An 18,647-nucleotide genomic window follows, 5' to 3' on the forward strand; every position below is an offset into this window, starting at 1 on the left:
ACGCGGTGGTTCGTTGCCTGACCCCATCAGGGAGTCAAGACGTGCCCGCTGAGGCCGGCAACCGGTTCCACCCCTAGACAACAGATCACCGCAACGCTTGAGGGAGTTCAGCTCGTGGCCGAGGTCAAGATCCAAGCCGAGTCGCGCACGGAGTTCGGCAAGGGTGCTGCCCGCCGAATCCGCCGGGACAACAAGGTGCCAGCCGTTCTGTACGGCCACGGCACGGACCCGGTGCACATCACGCTGCCCGGTCACGACACCATGCTCGCCCTGAAGACCGCCAACGCCCTGTTGCTGATCGAGGTCGAGGGCAGCGAGAGCCTGCTGGCGCTGCCGAAGCAGGTCCAGCGCGACCCGCTCAAGGGCACCATCGAGCACGTCGACCTGGTCATCGTGAAGCGCGGTGAGAAGGTCCAGGTCGAGATCGCCGTTCACCTCGAGGGCGAGGCGGTCAGCGACACCCTGGTCGTCACCGAGCACGCCACCATCCTGGTCGAGGCCGAGGCGACCCACATTCCGGACGGTGTGACCGTGTCGATCGAGGGCCTCGACGCCGGCGCCCAGATCCACGCCTCGGACATCAAGCTGCCGGTCGGTACGACGCTGGCGATCGAGCCGGACACCCTGATCGTGAACGTGACCGCGGCCCAGACCGCCGAGCAGGTCGAGGCCGAGCTGGCCGAGGCCACCGCCGAGGCGAGCGGCGAGACCGCGCCGGTCGCTGAGCCGGCCGAGGAGCCGGTCGGCGCCGCGGCGGAGTGACCATCGTCAAGCAAGCCTCAAGCGCTAGGTAGGGAAGGGGCCGGGATCCGGTGGCGGACGACGTGTGGTTGGTCGTCGGGCTGGGGAATCCCGGCCCTTCCTATGCCAAGACCCGGCACAACGTCGGTCACCTGGTCGCCGACGAACTGGCCGCCCGGACCGGCGGTAACTTCAAGCAGCACAAGCAGGTCCGGGCCGAGGTGATCGAGACCCGGATCGGCGGGATCCGGGCGGTACTGGCCAAGCCCAGGTCGTACATGAACGAGTCCGGCGGCCCGGTGTCGGGGCTGCTGAAGTTCTTCAAGGTCACACCCGCCACACTGGTGGTCGTGCACGACGAGCTGGACATCGACTTCGGCACCCTGCGGGCCAAGTTCGGCGGTGGCGACAACGGCCACAACGGGCTGAAGTCGATCCGTAAATCACTTGGCACCGGCGACTACTATCGAATCCGGTTCGGTGTGGGCCGTCCGCCGGGCCGGCAGAATCCCGCCGATTTCGTGCTGAACGAGTTCTCCTCGACCGAACGCAAGGATCTGCCGTTCGCGGTCGACCGCACCGCCGACGCGGTGGAGTCGCTGCTGGCCGACGGCCTCGAAGTCACCCAAGGCAAGTACAACTCGTGAGGTTGGACAACTCGTGAAACTGGCCGGTCTGGTCGACACCCTGCTCACCGATCCGGTGGTCGCCGAGGCCGTTCGTGACGCTCGCGGCGAGGACGTCACGACGCTCGACCTGAGCGCGCCCGGACCGATCCGGCCGGTGCTGCTCGCCGCACTCGCCGCCGCCCGGAACGGCGCGGACCGCCCGGTGCTCGCGGTGACCGCGACCTTCCGTGAGGCCGAGGAACTCACCGAGGCGCTGCAGTGCCTGGTCGAGCCCGGCACGGTCGCCTACTACCCGGCCTGGGAGACCCTGCCGCACGAGCGCCTTTCGCCCCGGTCCGACACGGTCGGCCGTCGCCTCGCCGTACTGCGGCGCCTGGTGCACCCGGATCCGTCGGACGAGACCACCGGGCCGATCAAGATCCTGGTCGCCCCCGTGCGATCCGTGCTGCAGCCCCAGGTCGCCGGGCTGGCCGACCTCAAACCGGTTCAGCTGCACGTCGGCGACACCATGGAGCTCGACGACGTGGTCGAGCGGCTCTCCGGGGCCGCCTATCACCGGGTGGATCTGGTCGAGCGGCGCGGGGAGTTCGCCGTCCGGGGCGGCATCATCGACGTCTTCCCGCCGACCGAGGAGCACCCGCTGCGGGTCGACTTCTTCGGCGACGAGGTGGAGGAGGTCCGGTACTTCGCGGTCGCCGACCAGCGGTCCCTGGAGATCGCCCAGCACGGTCTGTGGGCGCCTCCGTGCCGGGAGTTGCTGCTGACCGACGAGGTGCGCTCGCGGGCCGGAGTACTGGCCAAGGAACACCCTGAACTGGCCGAGTTGTTCGAGAAACTCGCCGAGGGACACGCGGTCGAGGGGATGGAGTCGCTCGCGCCCGTCCTGGTCGACGACATGGAGTTGCTGGTCGACCTGATGCCGGCCGGGACGCATGTCGTGGTCAGCGATCCCGAGCGGGTCCGGGCCCGGGCGCACGACCTGGTCGCGACGAGCCAGGAGTTCCTGGAGGCGTCCTGGGCGGCCGCGGCCGGTGGTGGCCAGGCGCCGATCGACCTGGGCGCGGCGGCGTACATCTCGCTTGCGGACGTCCGTACGCACGCGCTGGACCAGGGCCTGGCCTGGTGGAGCTTCTCGCCGTTCGCGGCGGCTCCGACCGATGCGCCGGAGCTGCGGGACTCGATGGGCGAGCGGGTGTCGTTCGAGATCGACACCGACGCGGGTGCGGTGCGGAGCAGGGCGGTCGCGGCGCACGAGGTGAACCCGTACCGCGGTGAGACCGCCGCCGCCGTCGAGGACGTTCGCGGCTGGCTGCGCGACGGCTGGCGCGTGGTCTGCGTGACCGAGGGACACGGTCCGGCCCAGCGGCTGGCCGAGGTGTTCGCCGAGGCGGAGCTGCCGGCCCGGGCGGTCGACGCGATCGAGGCGATCCCCGAACCGGGCGTCGTACTGATCTCGCAGGGCGCGCTGGAGCAGGGGTTCATTGCCGACGGCATCAAGTTCGCGGTGCTCACCGAGAACGACCTGGTCGGCCAGCGAACGATGGCCGAACGGCGTTCCCAGCAACGGATGCCGAGCCGCCGGAAGAAGACGATCGACCCGTTGGAGCTCGGCCCGGGCGACTACGTCGTGCACGAGCAGCACGGCGTCGGCCGGTACGTCGAGATGATGCAGCGGACCGTCGGCACCGGCGCGCAGAAGACCACCCGCGAGTACGTCGTGATCGAGTTCGCGCCGAGCAAGCGCGGCCAGCCCGGCGACCGGTTGTACGTGCCGACCGACCAGCTCGACCAGGTCACCCGGTACGTCGGCGGCGAGCAGCCCACCCTCGACAAGATGGGTGGCGGCGACTGGGCCAAGCGCAAGGGCCGCGCCCGCAAGGCCGTCCGCCAGATCGCCGGCGAGCTGATCAAGCTGTACGCCGCGCGGCAGGCGACCAAGGGGCACGCGTTCGCCAAGGACACCCCGTGGCAGAGCGAGCTCGAGGACGCGTTCCCGTTCGTCGAGACGCCGGACCAGCTGGCCACGATCGACGACGTGAAACGCGACATGGAGCGGGTCACGCCGATGGACCGGATCGTCTGCGGTGACGTCGGCTACGGGAAGACCGAGATCGCCGTCCGGGCTGCCTTCAAGGCGGTCCAGGACGGCAAGCAGGCCGCGGTTCTGGTGCCGACCACGTTGCTGGTTCAGCAGCACTACGCGACCTTCGCCGAGCGGTACGCCGCCTTCCCGGTGAACGTGGCGCCGTTGTCGCGGTTCCAGACCGACAAGGAGGCGAAGTCCGCGCTCGACGGGCTCGCGGACGGTTCGGTCGACGTGGTGATCGGCACCCACCGGTTGCTCAGCGGCGAGGTGCAGTTCAAGGATCTCGGGCTGGTGATCGTCGACGAGGAGCAGCGGTTCGGCGTCGAGCACAAGGAACAGCTGAAGCGGCTGCGGACCGCGGTCGACGTACTGACCATGTCCGCGACCCCGATCCCGCGGACGCTGGAGATGTCGATCACCGGGATCCGGGAGATGTCGACGATCGCCACCCCGCCGGAGGAACGCCACCCGGTGCTGACCTTCGTCGGCGCGTACGACGAGGGCCAGGTGACCGCCGCGATCCGGCGTGAACTGCTCCGCGAGGGCCAGGTCTTCTTCGTCCACAACCGGGTCAACACGATCGAGAAGGCGGCCGCCCGGATCCGTCAGCTCGTCCCCGAGGCCCGGGTTTCGGTCGCGCACGGCCAGATGCCCGAGCATCACCTCGAGCAGGTCATCCAGGGCTTCTGGGAGAAGCAGTCCGACGTCATCGTCTGTACCACGATCGTCGAGTCCGGGATCGACATCTCGAACGCGAACACCCTGATCGTGGAGCGGTCCGACCTGCTCGGCCTGTCCCAGCTGCACCAGCTCCGCGGCCGCGTCGGCCGGGGTCGGGAGCGCGCCTACGCGTACTTCTTCTTCCCGCCGGAGAAGCCGCTCACCGAGACCGCGCACGACCGGCTCGCCACCATCGCACAGCACGCCGACCTCGGCGCCGGTATGCAGGTCGCGATGAAGGACCTGGAGATCCGCGGCGCGGGCAACCTGCTCGGCGGTGAACAGTCCGGCCACATCGCCGATGTCGGGTTCGACCTGTACGTCCGGCTCGTCGGCGAAGCCGTCGCGGAGTACCGGGGTGACACCCAGGCGGAGGAGCCGGAGGTCAAGATCGAACTGCCGATCGACGCGCACCTGCCGCACGACTACATCCCGTCGCAGCGGCTCCGGCTGGAGATGTACCAGCGGCTCGCGGCCGTGCGCGACGAGGACGGCGACCGGGGCGGTGGGGCGGGGAAGGTATCAAACATTGCCGAGTTGGTCGAGGAACTGCACGACCGGTACGGCGACATCCCGCAGCCGGTGCTGAACCTGATCGAGGTCGCGAAGTTCCGCAACCACGCTCGCCAAGCCGGGCTGAGTGACGTCACTCTGCAGGGCAACCTGATCCGGTTCGGGCCGGTTATGCTGCCGGATTCGAAGGTGCTGCGGCTGAACAGGCTGTACCCGAAGAGTCTGGTCAAACCGCAACTGCGTACGATCCTGGTGCCGAGACCTGCCACCCGGCCGGTCGCCGGTCAGCCGCTCCGCGACACCGAGCTGCTGGAGTGGTGCACCAGACTGATCGACGATGTGATCGCCGAGCCCGTGGGGGCGCCGGCCTGATGAGTTCCAGCTGGAGGAGAGTCCGTTGAGCAGAACCCTCGCCAAGGTGACCGGCGTGGCGCTGGCTTCGGTGCTGGTGCTGGGCGGTTGTGCCGCGGGCACCCACCCGGGTGCGGCGGCCGTGGTGGGCAAGACGGAGATCACCGTGAGCGATGTCGACGAGACCACCCGGTCCGTCAGCACCGCGCTCGGCCAGCCGTTCAGCACCAACGTGACGCTGCGCGAACTGGTGAACAGCGCCCTGGTCCAGCAGATCGCCGACCAGCGCTCGATCACCGTCACCGAGGCGGAGATCGCGCCCGCGATGAAGGCCGTGGTCGGCGACCAGACGACGTACGAGCGGTTCACCAAGGACCCGGTCGCGAACGCGTTCCTGCGCGACGTGGCGAAGGCCGCGGTCGGCACCATCAAGCTGGGCGGCGGCACTGGGATCAGCGACCCGAATGGGCAGCAGGCCCAGCGGGCCGGGCTCGTGGCGATCCGGGACGCCTCGAAGAACATCACCGTGGACATCGCCCCGCGGTTCGGGAAGTGGACCGACGGCGCCATCGACGGCAAGGTGTCCGGCTCGCTGTCGCAGGAGTCCGCCCAGGCCAAGGCGAAGCGCGAGGCCCAGGAGCAGCAGCAACAGGGCCAGCCGCAGGGCTGAGGGCTCAACCGACACCGCTGACGGGACTGGGCTTTTGATCAAGGTCGTTCTCACCAGCCCGCGGGTCGCACCGGGGCTGCTGACCCGAGCCGGGTGGCAGGCGCTCGATCAGGCCGAGCTGATCGGCGCCGCCGCGGGTGTCGAGAGCCCGACCGTCCAGGCCGTCGTCGGTTCCGGGCTGGTGGTGACGACGATCGAGGGTGGTCCCTCGGCCGCGTGGTCCTGGCTGGTCACGGCGGCCGAGGACGGACGCAAGGTCGCCTGGCTCGTCGGCGAGGACGGCGAACCCGTGTTGCTCCGGCTGATCGCCGACCACCTCAGCCGCGAACCACGCCCGGAGTACGAGATCGAGATCCTGCACGGCTCGTACGACGTACCGGGCGCCCGCCTGATCGACCTGGTCCGGGTGATGGACCGCCTCCGCCGCAACTGCCCCTGGGACCAGGAGCAGACCCACCGTTCCCTGGCGCGCTACCTCCTCGAGGAAACCTACGAAACCCTCGAAGCGATCGACACCGGCGACCAAGCCCACCTCCGCGAAGAACTAGGCGACCTACTCCTCCAGGTAGCCTTCCACTCCCGAATCGCCGAGGAAGCCATTGCCGATGAACCCATCGACGGGGCCGCCGATGGGGACGGTTTCTCGATCGACGACGTGGCCGCCGACATCGTCGAGAAACTCATCCGCCGCCACCCCCACGTCTTCGGCACCGTCGACGCGGCGGACGTGGCCACGGTCGAGGCCAACTGGGAAACCATCAAGGCCGCCGAAAAACAACGCACGTCGGTCCTCGAAGGCATCCCCCAGAACCTCCCCGCCCTGGCCCTGGCCGACAAAGTCCTGGGTCGTGCGGCCAAGATCCTCCCCCGCGAGCCGATTCCCGGCACCACCGCGACGCCCCCCGAGTCCGAGATCGACACCGACCTGGCGTCCCCCTCCGACGCCAAGCCCCGCAGCGAGCACGAAATCGGCGAACGCCTGCTGACTCTCGTCCGCGAGGCCCGCGACTCCGGCGTCGACCCCGAACAAGCCCTCCGCGACGCCACCCGCCGCCTAGCCACCCAAATCCGCACCGCCGAGTCCAACGGCACCTAACCGTCAGACCTGGTCGGCTGCCACGACGGAGATGCCTTGATGGTCTCCGATCAGAGCGGTGAGATCGGCCAGGTCGGAGGTTGCGATCACGACCGGTCCGGCCTCCTGCAGGGCAGTGGCCGCCAGAATCGCGTCGACTGCTTGGCCGGATCCCAGCCTCGCCTCGCCGATGAGCTGGCCGGCGCATTCGCCGATGGCCCGGGACACCGGCTCGACAGCCACCCCACCAAGAACCCGGTAGATTCCCGCGTCGCGCGATACGCCGCGGAAGGCTTCGGCCAGGATCGCCGCCGAGGTCACCACGCGCCGCCCATCGGCGTACGCGGCTTGTAGCCGGATGTACATCGCGCGGTCTGTTGCGGCGCGTGAGAGGCCTTCGTTGTCCAGCACCAGGGTGCCCTGTGGGGCTGAACGTGGCCGCTTGCGTGGGCTCACCGGCCGGGCCACTCCGCACGAGCTCTCGCGAGCTCTTCTTCTGTGACGGGGCCATGGACATCCGCCAACTCGGTCAGCAGGTCTCCGAGCCGGTCGTGTTCCAGCTGTCTGATCAGCGCATCCGTGACGTAGGCCGAGACATTCCCGCGACCTGCCCGCGATCGCAGTTCGGCGGCCACCTCCGATGGGACGGTGACGCTCAGCTTGTCCGTATGCGCCGACTCACTCATGGACCAATCCTACCTCTGGTGGGATCGCGACGGCGACCCCGATCGTGCCACGAGTCGCCCGCACCAACCGTTCGACACTCGCCCAATCCGCAGCCGCGACAACCCCGTCCGGGACCCGCGCGGACGACTGCGGTCCGAACAGATACCGATGCCGTACGACGCCCGCAAGCGCGTCGTGGACATCGGGTTTGTCGTCCACGAAATGCGTGATCCCCAGCTCCGCACAGTGGATCGCCTTGTCCGGCCGCCGCAAGGAGAACCGCACATTCCCCTCGGGTATCCCGGTCGACGCGAAGAACCGGTGATGCCGCAACCAGTCCAGCGACCGCTGCTGCACCCGCGGCCCACATTTGGACACCAGCCAGGCCTGCCCGTCGAACAGTTCGACCAACCGCGTGATGGTCTCGAAGGCACCCGACACCGCGGGCGTGCGGAGCATCGCGGCCGTGTCGCCCTGGAAGAACGACGTGTCCCCACCCCCGGCGGATCCGTCGATGATCACTCGTCCGATGTCGATTCCCAGTCTGTCCATGGTCCCAGCCTGCGATAGGAAACTCATCAGCAGAACTATCGACAAAGAGACTAGCTATAGTTTCAGTCAATGGATCGATTGGTGGCGGAGGATCTCGAGGCGTTCGCGGTGTTCGCCGCGCATCGCAACTTCACCCATGCCGCCGGGGAACTGCACGTCAGCCAGCCCGCCCTGCACACGAGGATCCGCAAGCTCGAGCAGCGACTGGGCAAGGCCCTCTACACCAGGCACGGCAGGCAATTGCGGCTCACCGAGACCGGCGAGCAGCTGGCCGCGTTCGCCAACGACACCAGGCGTCGCGCCGAGGCGTTCCTCACCACACTCGACCTCGCGCCCCGTCGTCCACTCGTCCTGGCGGCCGGCTCGGGTGCGTACCTCTACCTCCTCGGCGACGCGATCCGCCGGTACGTCGGCAAAGGCCACCAGCTTCGCCTGATCACCACGGACGCGGCGGCGACCGTGGCCGCGATACGGGACGGCTCGGCCGACGTAGGGGTGACGGCGCTCGGGATCCCGCCGGACGATCTGGAGTGCGAGTTGCTGGCGCAGTACCCGCAGGTGCTCGTGGTCCGGCCGAGTCACCGCCTCGCCGGGCGGCGCAGTGTCCGGCTCAAGGATCTCGACGGGGAGGCGCTGGTCGTTCCGCCGAAGACGAGACCGCATCGGCGTGCACTCGAACGCGCTCTGCTCGATCAGGGCGTGCGCTGGTCCGTCGCGGTCGAGGCCGAGGGCTGGGATCTGCTGGTGCAGTTCGTCCGGCTCGGGATCGGGCCGGCCGTCGTCAACGGATCCGTGCGCACGACGTCCGCAGTACGAACAGTTCCGGTGAAGGATCTGCCGCCGGTGCGTTACTACCTGATCACTCGGAGAGACCGGCCGGACGATCAACCGCTGGATGCGTTGAAGAGAATGTTGCTGTGAAGGACGTCGTACGGGACAGCAAACGCCTGTCCTGGTTGCTCCGCCACGGCGCCGGCGACCAGGGGCTGGCGATGACCGCAGACGGTTGGGCGGCGATCGACGACGTCTGCGCGCTGCTCGAACTCGACCGTCCGGCGCTGGATCGCGCGGTTCAGCACAACGACAAGAACCGGCTGCAAGTCGACGGACAGCGGATCCGTGCGTGCCAAGGGCATTCGCTGCAAGGGATGCCGGTCACGCGTGAAGCTTTGGAGAACAGTTGGCGTCGGGTGAGACCGGCCGGTCCGCTCTGGCACGGAACGACGCAAGCGGCGTACGAAGGAATCAAGGCGCACGGGTTGCTGCCGGGCCGTCGTACCCATGTCCATCTGGCGCCGAGCAAGGACAGCAAGGTGGGCAAGCGATCCGCGGTGGAGGTCCTGCTGCGGATCGATCCCGGCGAGTTGGACGTGTTCGAGGCGCCCAACGGAGTGTTGCTGACCCGGCAGGTGCCGGCTGATGCGATCGTGTGGGGTGACGCGGTCCACCGGGTCGGCTGGTCTGGCCGTTAGGCTCGGCAGTGATCCGTCATCCGAGAACTTGGGAGTAGATGTGGCCACCATCGAGGCCGTCGGCGCCCGCGAGATCCTTGACTCGCGCGGGAACCCCACTGTCGAGGTCGAGGTTCTCCTCGACGACGACACCGTCGCCCGGGCCGCAGTGCCGTCGGGCGCTTCCACCGGTCAGTTCGAGGCCGTCGAGCTCCGCGACGGCGACAAGTCCCGCTACGGCGGCAAGGGCGTGCAGAAGGCCGTCGAGGCGATCCTCGAGGACATCGACAAGGAGATCGTCGGCTACGACGTGCACGAGCAGCGGCTGATCGACCAGGCCCTGCTCGACCTGGACGGCACCCCGAACAAGGCCAAGCTGGGCGCGAACGCCATCCTCGGCGTCAGCCTCGCCGTCGCCAAGGCGGCCGCCGACAGCGCCGGCCTGCCGTTGTTCCGGTACGTCGGTGGCCCGAACGCGCACGTGCTCCCGGTGCCGATGATGAACATCCTCAACGGCGGCGCGCATGCGGACAGCAACGTCGACGTGCAGGAGTTCATGATCGCCCCGATCGGCGCGGCGACGTACTCCGAGGCAGTGATGCAGGGCGCCGGTGTCTACCACGCGCTGAAGGCGGTGCTGAAGGAGCGCGGCCTGTCCACCGGTCTCGGTGACGAGGGCGGTTTCGCGCCGAACCTGGCGACCAACCGCGAGGCGCTGGACCTGATCCTGGTCGCGATCGAGAAGGCCGGCCTGCAGGCGGGCAAGGACATCGCGCTGGCCATGGACGTGGCCGCGAGCGAGTTCCACACCGACGGTGTGTACGCCTTCGAGGGCGGCAAGAAGTCGGCCGACGAGATGATCGCGTACTACGCGGACCTGGTGTCGGCGTACCCGATCGTCTCGATCGAGGACCCGCTGAACGAGGAGGACTGGGACGGCTGGAAGAACCTCAGCGCCCAGCTGGGTGACAAGATCCAGATCGTCGGCGACGACCTCTTCGTCACCAACGTGGAGCGGCTGCAGCGCGGGATCACCGAGAAGGCGGCGAACTCGCTGCTGGTCAAGGTGAACCAGATCGGTTCGCTGAGCGAGACCCTGGACGCGGTCGACCTGGCCCACCGCAACGGTTTCACCTGCATGATGTCGCACCGGTCCGGCGAGACCGAGGACACCACGATCGCCGACCTGGCCGTCGCGACGAACTGCGGCCAGATCAAGTCCGGCGCCCCGGCCCGGTCCGACCGGACCGCGAAGTACAACCAGTTGCTCCGGATCGAGGAGGAGCTCGACGAGGCAGCCCGGTACGCCGGTCGCTCGGCCTTCCCGCGGTTCAAGGGCTGACCGGATGCCGTCCCGCCGGGATACCGGTGCACGTCCCGGCTCGCGTCCGTCGAGCCGGACCCAGTCGCGTCCACCGGCGCGGCGGGACGGCAACCAGCCCAAGCGACGGACCGCTGGTCCGCAGCAGCCTCGGCCGCCGCGGACCAGGGGTTCGCGCAACCTCACCGGCCGGGCCGCCGTGGTCCTGCTGGTGCTCGGCGCGTTGATCGTGTCGTATGCGCAGAGCCTGCGGGTCTGGTTCGACCAGCACCAGCAGATCAGCGCGCTGCAGCAGGAGATCCGGGACCGGGAGAAGCGGGTCGAGCAGCTGAACGACGAGATCACCCGCTGGGACGACGACGCGTACGTGCGCGCGCAGGCGCGGCAGCGGCTCGGCTGGGTGATGCCGGGCGAGGTCGGCTACCGGGTGATCGGCGCGGACGGCAAGCCGGTCGGCGCCCCGCCCGCTCCGACGGACCCGGCCGACGCCCAGGCGGACGAACAGAAGCCGACCTGGTACACCAAGCTCTGGGGCAGCGTCGAAGGCGCCGGCAAACCACCCACCCCGGTCCAGCCGACGCCCACCAAACCCACCCCGAAGCCGATACTCACCCCCTCGCCGAAGGCCAGCCGTTGAGCGTCAGCCCCGAAGACATCGCGGCGGTCAGTGCCCAGCTCGGCCGGACCGCCCGCGGTATCCGTTCCGTCGCGCACCGATGCAGCTGCGGCCTCCCCGACGTGGTCGAGACCGACCCGCGGCTGCCGGACGGCACCCCGTTCCCCACCACGTACTACGTGACGTGCCCGCGGCTTGCGTCGGCGATCGGGACCCTCGAAGCCGAGGGGATGATGAAGGAAATGACCGACCGCCTCGGTACGGACGAGGAGCTCGCCAAGGCGTACCAGGCGGCGCACGAGTCCTACCTGGCCCACCGCGAGTCGATCGAGCACGTCGAGGAGATCGCCGGCATCACCGCCGGCGGCATGCCCACCCGAGTCAAGTGCCTGCACGTCCTGGCCGGCCACTCCCTCGCCGTCGGCCCCGGCGTGAACCCCCTGGGCGACGAGGCCCTCGAAGCCCTGGACGACTGGGGCCGCCGAGGTCCGTGTGTCTGAGCGCGTTGCCGCAGTGGATTGTGGGACCAACTCGATCCGCCTGCTGATTGCGGACGTTGATGCCGGCGGGCTGAGCGAGGTCGACCGGCGGATGACGATCGTGCGGCTCGGGCAAGGGGTCGACAAGAGCGGTGCCTTCGCGGCTGAGGCGTTGGAGCGGGTCTTCAAAGCTTCAGATGACTTTGCCGCGGTGATTTCGCAGGCTGGCGCTACCCGGGTGCGGTTTGTGGCGACGTCGGCGGCTCGGGATGTGAGCAACCGGGACGAGTTCTTCGCCGGGATCCGGGCCAGGTTCGGCGTCGAGCCGGACATCATCTCGGGCGACGAGGAGGCCGCGCTCAGTTTCGTAGGAGCGACGGCCGGCCTCGAGGCGATGGACGTCCCGGCGCCGTACCTCGTCGCGGATATCGGCGGCGGGTCGACCGAGCTGGTGCTGGGGGACAAGTCCGGAGTGCTCAGGGCCGAGTCGCTCGACATGGGTTCCGTCCGGATGACCGAGCGGCACCTGCACACCGACCCCGCGACGACCGACGAGTGGGCTGCCGCGATCAAGGACATCGACGCCTTGCTCGACAACACATCCGTCCCGCTGACCGAGGCCCGCACGCTGATCGGCGTTGCCGGGACCGTGACGACTGTGGCTGCGGTCGCGCTCGGTCTCACGGAGTACGACCGGGCCGTCGTCCACCACGCGCGCATCGCGGGACCAGTACTGCGCGAGACCACCTCGTGGCTGATGGGATCCACACGCGCCGAGCGGGCCGCAGTACCGGTGATCCATCCGGGACGCGTGGACGTGATCGGCGCCGGCGCGCTGATCCTGCAGCGGCTGTACGACCGGCTCGGTGTGGACGAGGTGCTCACGTCCGAGCACGACATCCTCGACGGGGTCGCACTATCCCTAGCGTGAGGCGCGGACGCCTTCCTCGATCGATGGCGGTGCGCCACGAGCTTTCCAGCGGATTCGGGGAGGGAAATGTGCGGCTCCGAGCCAAGAACCCACCCCCGGTCGCGGCGAAAACCCTCCCCGGTCTGCCCGACGGTGTGCCCGGTCCGGTGGGACTCGCCACCACCCTCGCCTGGCGGTTACGGCCGGGGCTATGCGTCGCTTCTCGCCGGGGTGATCGCGAAGTCGTGGCTGACCTGGACGAGCTGCCAGATGATCTCCAGCTCGTCCGGGTCGCGCGGCCCGAACAGCATCACCAACGTGGTCGGCCGGAGCCCGTCCCGCGCGACCGGGTGCAACTCGCCCCATCCCTTCTCGATCACCTCCGCGACCACGTCGTACGGAAGGCACGCGTGCAGACTCCCGTCGGCCGGACCGTGGAGGTGTGCGAACTCCGTGCCGATCAGGAACCGCTCTGCTCCCGGCCGGGCCGATTCGGGTCGCAGGTGCAGCGCGCGTGTGTCGGCGAACGAGATCCCGCTAGGTCCCGTGGTGATGTCGCTCAGCGAACTCATCCGCCGCCAGAGCTCCTCCTGTAACTCGACCGGCGCGTTCTGGTCGAGCTGCTGATGCGGAATGGCCGGCCCCGTCCGTGGCGGCGGTCCGGATCGTGGTGAAAGCTTCATGATTCGACGTTACTATCCTGGGGATAGTGGTTACCAAGCAGAAAGTAGCGCGATGCCCGAGGATCCCTGCCCGATCGGCCCGGTCGTCGATGTGGTCTTCGGTCGCTGGACAACGCATGTGCTGTGGGTGCTGACGAACGACGGGCGGATGCGGTTCACCGAACTCCAGCAGCGGCTGCCGATGATCAGTCCGAAGGTGCTCACCCAGCGGCTCCGCCAACTCGAACGCGACGGCCTGGTCGAGCGCAGCTACTTCCCGGAGATGCCGCCCAGAGTCGAGTACGAGACGACCGAACTCGGCCGCACCCTGTCCCCGGTCTTCCAGACCCTCGCCGCTTGGTCGGACCGTCACCTCGACCAGATCGCCGCTGCCCGCCAGCGCTATGACGGGCCGTAGTCTGACCACATGCGACTGCCGCATCCGTTGACGGGCGAGCTGTTCGACAGCCCGGTGCCGCCGGGCTCAGGCTGGCCCGAGGATCCGGCTGTACGACGTACTCCGGTGGCCCGGGACGCCGACGAGGTCGTGAAACTGGCGAGGGTCGGCGAGCTGGCGACGACCGGTGAGCTGTCGAGGCCGAGTGGGCTGGGCCGGACGGATGAACTGGCTGAGCTTGATGCGCGGGTTTCGGTGTGCCGGGCTTGCGATCGCTTGGTGGAGTGGCGCGAGGAAGTTGCCGTGGGCAAGCGGAAGGCGTTCGCGGACCAGCCGTACTGGGGCCGGCCGATCGCCGGCTGGGGTGCGGCCGAACCGCGCGTGCTGATCGCCGGTCTCGCGCCGGCCGCGCACGGCGGGAACCGGACCGGCCGGGTGTTCACCGGCGACCGCTCGGGCGACTGGCTGTTTGCCTCCCTGTACCGCGTCGGCCTCGCGAACAAGCCGACCAGCGAGCACGCCGGCGACGGACTCCGCCTCCTCGGCGCCCGGATGATCGCCGCCGTCCGCTGCGCGCCGCCCGCGAACGCCCCGACCCCGGCCGAGCGCGACACCTGCGCACCGTGGTTCCGGGCCGAGCTGGAACTCGTCCTCCCGACCACCCGGGCGATCGTCTGCCTCGGCAAGTTCGGCTTCGACGTCCTGCTCAACGCGCTGCCGGCGGTAGGCGTCGCAGTACCCAAACCCCGCCCGAAGTTCGGTCACGCGCTGGAGTACCGGCTGACCAGCCCGTACGGCGAACTGACGGTCCTCGGCTGCTTCCATCCGAGCCAGCAGAACACCTTCACCGGCAAGCTGACCGAGCCGATGCTGGACGCCGTCCTGGCCCGCGCGAAGTCCCTCGGAGGAGTGAAGTCCGGTGGTTGAGATCACTCCCCAGAGTGTTTGTGAAAGTTTTCACGAGCTTGTAACCTGAAGTAGACATGAAGTCGGAGACCACTCAGGGAGAGTGAACCGCATGACAGCCCAGGTACCGCACATCCTCGTAGTCGGTGGCGGTTACGTAGGGATGTACACCGCCTATGGCCTGCGCAAGGCCGCCCGCCGGGGCCGGATCCGCGTGACCGTGGTCGACCCCCGGTCGGTGATGACGTACCAGCCGTTCCTGCCCGAGGCGGCGGCCGGCTCGGTGGAGCCGCGGCACGTGGTGGTGCCGCTGCGCAAGACGCTGAAGGGCTGCCGGGTGGTGACCGGCCGGGTGACCGCGATCGACCACGCGCACAAGGTGGCGAAGGTGATGCCCGAGGAGGGGCCGGAGTACGAGCTGGCCTATGACCAGATCGTGGTCGCGCTCGGCTCGATCGCCCGGACGCTGCCGATCCCGGGGCTGGCCGAGGAGGCGATCGGGTTCAAGAACGTCGAGGAAGCCATTGCCCTGCGCAACAAGGTGCTGGACCGGCTGGACGTCGCCTCGTCCCAGCCCGACCCGGCGCTGCGCAAGTCCGCGCTGACCTTCGTCTTCGTCGGCGGCGGGTACGCCGGGGTGGAGGCGTTCGCCGAGCTCGAGGACATGGCCCGCTACGCCACCCGGTACTACGACAACATCAAGCCCGAGGACATGCGCTGGGTCCTGGTCGAGGCGACCAATCGGATCCTGCCCGAGGTCGGCCCCGAGCTGGGGCAGTACACCGTCGAGCAGCTCCGCAAGCGCAACATGGACATCAAGCTGGAGACCCGGCTGGAGTCCTGCGAGAAGGGCCGCGTGGTGCTCAGCGACGGCGAGGAGTTCGACGCCGACACCATCGTCTGGACGGCCGGCGTGAAGGCCAACCCGGCGCTGGCGCAGACCGACTTCCCGCTGGACGAGAAGGGCCGGATCAAGTGCCTGCCGAACCTGCGGATCGAGGGTCTCGACGACGCCTGGTCCGCCGGTGACAACGCGGCCGTGCCCGACCTCACCGCCGAGGACCCCGGCGTCTTCACCGCGCCGAACGCGCAGCACGCGGTCCGTCAGGCCCACCGCCTCGCCGCGAACATCCTCCGGGTGGTCGACGGCCAGGAACCGCAGGACTACAAGCACAAGTACGTCGGCTCGGTGGCCAGCCTCGGCCTGCACAAGGGCGTCGCCCAGCTGTACGGCGTGAAGCTGAAGGGCTGGCCGGCCTGGTTCCTGCACCGCACGTACCACGTGTCCCGGGTCCCCACCTTCAACCGCAAGGCCCGGGTCGTCCTCGACTGGACCCTCGCGCTGTTCTTCCGCCGCGAGGTCACCAGCCTCGGCAGCCTCCAGATGCCCAACGAGGAGTTCCGCCGCGCGACCAGCTCCTGACGACACGTTGCGTCCGAAGAACCGAGGGTCATAGCGCTCGGTTCTTCGGACGCAAGCGTCTTAGCGGTCGACGGGTAGGGTGCCCCAGGTGGACGGGGTTGCGGCGAGGGTGGTGGTGATGTGGCCGCCGTGGGTGAGGAAGGACTCGGGGAGCCAGGATTCGGTGCGGGGCTTGCCGTTGAGGGTCAGCGATTGCACGTACTGGTTGGTGTCCGAGGTCTCGGGCGCCTCCACCGTGAGCCGTACGCCGTTGCTCCGCTTGAGCTCGACCTTCGGGAACAGGGGACTGCCGACCAGGAGTTCCGCCCGGCCCGGAGTCTGCGGGAACAGGCCGATCGCGGCGAACACGTACCAGGCCGACAATGTGCCGAGATCGTCGTTCCCGGGCAGGCCCGACGGTCCCACGCCGTACACGGTGTCGACGATCTCGCGGGTCGTGGCCTGCGTCTTCCAGGGTTGGCCGAGTCCGTTGTAGAGCCACGGTGCGTGCAGGCCGGGCTCGTTCGTCGGGTCGTACCGGAGTGCGCTGCCGCCGCGGACCGCCCAGTTGCCGTTCTCGTCATGGAAGAACGCGTCCAGCCGCTGTACTGCGGTACCGTTCATCGCTGCGGCGAGTCCGGAGACGTCCTGCGGAACCATCCACGTGTACGTCGCGCTCGATCCCTGCGCGAACCCGTCACCGGTCGACGGGGTGAACCCGGGGAGCCAGGTCCCGTCCGCCTTCTTCGCCCGCTGGTATCCGATGGCCGGGTCGAACGTGTTCTTCCACCAGGTGCCGCGGTCCTTCAGTGTCACCGCGTCCTCGGTCTTGCCCAGCCGCTGCGCCCATTGACCCAGCGAGAAGTCGGCGAGGGAGTTCTCCAGCGTCTCGGCGGCGCCACCCCAGCAGTGGCAGGCGTCCTGCGGCGCGTAGTGCTTGGCCAGGTACGTGTTCAGGGCCGGCCGTTGCCCAGTGCATTGCCCCGGGCAACCACCGTCGTTCTCCGCGTCCGCGTTCTGTACGGTTGCCTGGTGCAACAGTGACTCGTAGGCGTTGGCCGCGTCGAAGTTCTTCACGCCCATCGCCGCGAAGGTCGCCAGCGTCGGCGCCGCCGGGTCGCCGGTCATCACGTGCGTCGGCCCGTTGTTGTGCAGCCAGCGATCCCAGATCCCGTTGTTCTGCTGGGCGAACTGGTACATCGACTGGGCGAAGTCACCGGCGATATCGGGCTTCAGGAGCGCCAGCAGCTGGATGTGCGCGCGGTACTGGTCCCAGCCGGAGAAGGTCCCGTACTGCGCTCGCTGGCCGGGCGCGAGCCGGTGGATCTGACGGTCGCTGCCCAGATACCGTCCGTCGACGTCGTTGAAGATGTTCGGCTGCAGGTACGAGTGGTAGAGCGCGGTGTAGAAGGTGGTCCGCTGGGCGTCGGTGCCGCCGGTGATCCGGACGGCCTTGAGTTCGTTGCGCCAGTGCCGGTAGCCGTCGGCGGCGATCCGGTCGACTGTCGCCTCCGGCCGAACCTCCGTCGCCAGGTTCTGTTCGGCGCCGGCCAGGCTCACGTACGAGATGCCGATCCGCATCCGCACCTTCGCGCCGGGCTGGAAAGTCACGTACCCACCGGATCCCTTGCCGGCCCGGTCGGCGCCGGTCGCGTAACCCTCGCCGCCCGTGGTGTGGGTGCTGCCCGGAGTGAGGGCCGCGTCCTTCCAGGTGCCGTTGGCAACGATCGGCTGGTCGAAGGAAGCGGTGAAGTGCAGCCGGTAGTACGTCTTGCGGTTGTTGATCCCGCCGTTGGCCCGGCGGCCGCAGAACGCGCCGGTCAGTACCGATCCGGTCACCTTGCGGCCGGCCGCGTCGATGGTGATCTCGGCGTCCTCGCTGCCGTTGAGCGAGTTCGAGGTCCGGAACAACAGGTTCGCCGCTTGGTCTTTCGGGAAGCTGAACTCGCCGACACCGGCTCGGGTGGTGACCGCGAGATCGGTCTTCACGCCGTTGTCCAGGGCCACCGTGTACCGGCCGGGTTTGGCCTGCTCGTTCGCGTGGCTGAAGTTGCTCGCGTACTTCGCGTCGGTGGTGTCTGCGGTCGGCGAGGAGTCCACCGTCCCGGCGTACGGCATGATCGGGATGTCGCCGGCCGCGCCCGGGTTACAGCCGGCCCCGTTGACGTGGGTGAGGCTGAATCCGCGGACCCGCGTCACGTCGTACTGGTAGCCGTTCGCCGCACCGGTGCTGGTCTGGTCGCCGCGGGTGCTGGTCGGGCTCCAGGAGATCATCCCGAACGGCCGGACCGCGCCGGGCCAGGTGTTGCCGTCGCGGGCGGACCCGATCAGCGGGTCGACGAACGCGGCAGGATCCGCTTCGGCAACGGACTCGGCGGGATCCGTTTCGGCCTGGGCCGGTACGGATGGGAGCAGTAGAGCAACGCTGAGGGCAGCGGCGAGGATGCGCATGGAGGGGCCTTCCGTGGGCGGCCGGACTCCGGCACGCTAATCCGGGATG

General features: G+C 68.8%; 19 protein-coding genes. 14 read left to right on the plus strand and 5 right to left on the minus strand.

The annotated features are described in order from the left end of the window. The first annotated feature begins 114 nt into the window (after positions 1 to 114). The 5 genes from EV643_RS24720 to EV643_RS46980 are packed head-to-tail and all read left to right on the plus strand — an operon-like array spanning position 115 to position 6,806. Positions 115 to 762 carry a 50S ribosomal protein L25/general stress protein Ctc gene (locus tag EV643_RS24720; protein WP_133802507.1) on the plus strand — a complete coding sequence of 216 codons (648 nt, stop codon included), beginning with the start codon at positions 115 to 117 and terminating at the stop codon, positions 760 to 762. 50 nt (positions 763 to 812) lie between these two features. After that, positions 813 to 1,388 carry an aminoacyl-tRNA hydrolase gene (gene pth, locus EV643_RS24725; RefSeq protein ID WP_133802508.1) on the plus strand — a complete coding sequence of 192 codons (576 nt, stop codon included), beginning with the start codon at positions 813 to 815 and terminating at the stop codon, positions 1,386 to 1,388. 13 nt (positions 1,389 to 1,401) lie between these two features. After that, positions 1,402 to 5,061, plus strand: a complete 3,660-nt coding sequence (gene mfd, locus EV643_RS24730; protein WP_133802509.1) for a transcription-repair coupling factor — start codon at positions 1,402 to 1,404, stop codon at positions 5,059 to 5,061. 25 nt (positions 5,062 to 5,086) lie between these two features. After that, the gene (locus tag EV643_RS24735) at positions 5,087 to 5,710 is read left to right on the plus strand and encodes a SurA N-terminal domain-containing protein (RefSeq protein WP_133802510.1); all 624 of its coding nucleotides are present in this window, start codon (positions 5,087 to 5,089) and stop codon (positions 5,708 to 5,710) included. Between the two features lie 34 nt (positions 5,711 to 5,744). Then, complete coding sequence (locus EV643_RS46980; RefSeq protein WP_133802511.1) at positions 5,745 to 6,806, plus strand: nucleoside triphosphate pyrophosphohydrolase; 1,062 nt, start codon at positions 5,745 to 5,747, stop codon at positions 6,804 to 6,806. A gap of 3 nt (positions 6,807 to 6,809) precedes the next feature. Here EV643_RS46980 and EV643_RS24745 read toward each other — a convergent pair whose 3' ends face one another. From EV643_RS24745 to EV643_RS24755, 3 genes are read right to left on the minus strand one after another with little or no spacing between them, the layout of a single operon-like run. Then, positions 6,810 to 7,241 carry a type II toxin-antitoxin system VapC family toxin gene (locus tag EV643_RS24745; RefSeq protein WP_133802512.1) on the minus strand — a complete coding sequence of 144 codons (432 nt, stop codon included), beginning with the start codon at positions 7,239 to 7,241 and terminating at the stop codon, positions 6,810 to 6,812. Beyond that, a complete protein-coding gene (locus EV643_RS24750; protein ID WP_133802513.1) occupies positions 7,238 to 7,471 on the minus strand; it encodes a hypothetical protein in 234 nt (77 codons plus the stop codon). Before EV643_RS24750 ends, EV643_RS24745 begins: the two co-directional genes overlap by 4 nt. Next, entirely contained in the window at positions 7,464 to 8,003 is a 540-nt protein-coding gene (locus EV643_RS24755; RefSeq protein WP_133802514.1) for a hypothetical protein, read from the minus strand. Before EV643_RS24755 ends, EV643_RS24750 begins: the two co-directional genes overlap by 8 nt. Before the next feature lie 69 nt (positions 8,004 to 8,072). On the opposite strand from EV643_RS24755, the gene EV643_RS24760 reads away from it, so the two are divergent. From EV643_RS24760 to EV643_RS24785, 6 genes are read left to right on the plus strand one after another with little or no spacing between them, the layout of a single operon-like run. Beyond that, on the plus strand, positions 8,073 to 8,924 hold the full coding sequence (locus EV643_RS24760) for a LysR family transcriptional regulator (RefSeq protein ID WP_133802515.1): 852 nt from the start codon (positions 8,073 to 8,075) through the stop codon (positions 8,922 to 8,924). Continuing rightward, positions 8,921 to 9,475 (plus strand): RNA 2'-phosphotransferase, encoded by a 555-nt coding sequence (locus tag EV643_RS24765; protein WP_133802516.1) that lies wholly within the window; start codon positions 8,921 to 8,923, stop codon positions 9,473 to 9,475. The genes EV643_RS24760 and EV643_RS24765 overlap by 4 nt, the downstream gene beginning before the upstream one ends. A gap of 40 nt (positions 9,476 to 9,515) precedes the next feature. Continuing rightward, positions 9,516 to 10,796, plus strand: coding sequence for a phosphopyruvate hydratase (gene eno / locus EV643_RS24770; protein WP_133802517.1), 1,281 nt, complete (start codon positions 9,516 to 9,518; stop codon positions 10,794 to 10,796). Between the two features lie 4 nt (positions 10,797 to 10,800). Continuing rightward, complete coding sequence (locus EV643_RS24775) at positions 10,801 to 11,412, plus strand: FtsB family cell division protein (protein WP_133802518.1); 612 nt, start codon at positions 10,801 to 10,803, stop codon at positions 11,410 to 11,412. Beyond that, entirely contained in the window at positions 11,409 to 11,891 is a 483-nt protein-coding gene (locus tag EV643_RS24780) for a DUF501 domain-containing protein (RefSeq protein ID WP_133802519.1), read from the plus strand. Before EV643_RS24775 ends, EV643_RS24780 begins: the two co-directional genes overlap by 4 nt. Further along, positions 11,884 to 12,801, plus strand: coding sequence for a Ppx/GppA phosphatase family protein (locus tag EV643_RS24785; RefSeq protein ID WP_133802520.1), 918 nt, complete (start codon positions 11,884 to 11,886; stop codon positions 12,799 to 12,801). Before EV643_RS24780 ends, EV643_RS24785 begins: the two co-directional genes overlap by 8 nt. Positions 12,802 to 12,989: 188 nt before the next feature. Here EV643_RS24785 and EV643_RS24790 read toward each other — a convergent pair whose 3' ends face one another. Beyond that, entirely contained in the window at positions 12,990 to 13,463 is a 474-nt protein-coding gene (locus tag EV643_RS24790; RefSeq protein ID WP_133802521.1) for a luciferase domain-containing protein, read from the minus strand. Between the two features lie 52 nt (positions 13,464 to 13,515). On the opposite strand from EV643_RS24790, the gene EV643_RS24795 reads away from it, so the two are divergent. From EV643_RS24795 to EV643_RS24805, 3 genes are all read left to right on the plus strand, one after another. Further along, positions 13,516 to 13,860, plus strand: a complete 345-nt coding sequence (locus EV643_RS24795) for a winged helix-turn-helix transcriptional regulator (protein WP_133802522.1) — start codon at positions 13,516 to 13,518, stop codon at positions 13,858 to 13,860. Positions 13,861 to 13,869: 9 nt separating this feature from the next. After that, positions 13,870 to 14,766, plus strand: coding sequence for a uracil-DNA glycosylase (locus tag EV643_RS24800; protein ID WP_133802523.1), 897 nt, complete (start codon positions 13,870 to 13,872; stop codon positions 14,764 to 14,766). Positions 14,767 to 14,857: 91 nt separating this feature from the next. After that, the gene (locus EV643_RS24805) at positions 14,858 to 16,168 is read left to right on the plus strand and encodes an NAD(P)/FAD-dependent oxidoreductase (protein ID WP_133802524.1); all 1,311 of its coding nucleotides are present in this window, start codon (positions 14,858 to 14,860) and stop codon (positions 16,166 to 16,168) included. A 60-nt stretch (positions 16,169 to 16,228) separates the two neighbouring features. On the opposite strand, the gene EV643_RS24810 is transcribed toward EV643_RS24805, so the two are convergent. After that, complete coding sequence (locus tag EV643_RS24810; RefSeq protein ID WP_133802525.1) at positions 16,229 to 18,598, minus strand: GH92 family glycosyl hydrolase; 2,370 nt, start codon at positions 18,596 to 18,598, stop codon at positions 16,229 to 16,231. Positions 18,599 to 18,647: the final 49 nt, after the last annotated feature.

The sequence above is a fragment of the Kribbella caucasensis genome (assembly GCF_004361855.1).
In the GTDB taxonomy this organism is placed as follows: Bacteria; Actinomycetota; Actinomycetes; order Propionibacteriales; family Kribbellaceae; genus Kribbella; species Kribbella caucasensis.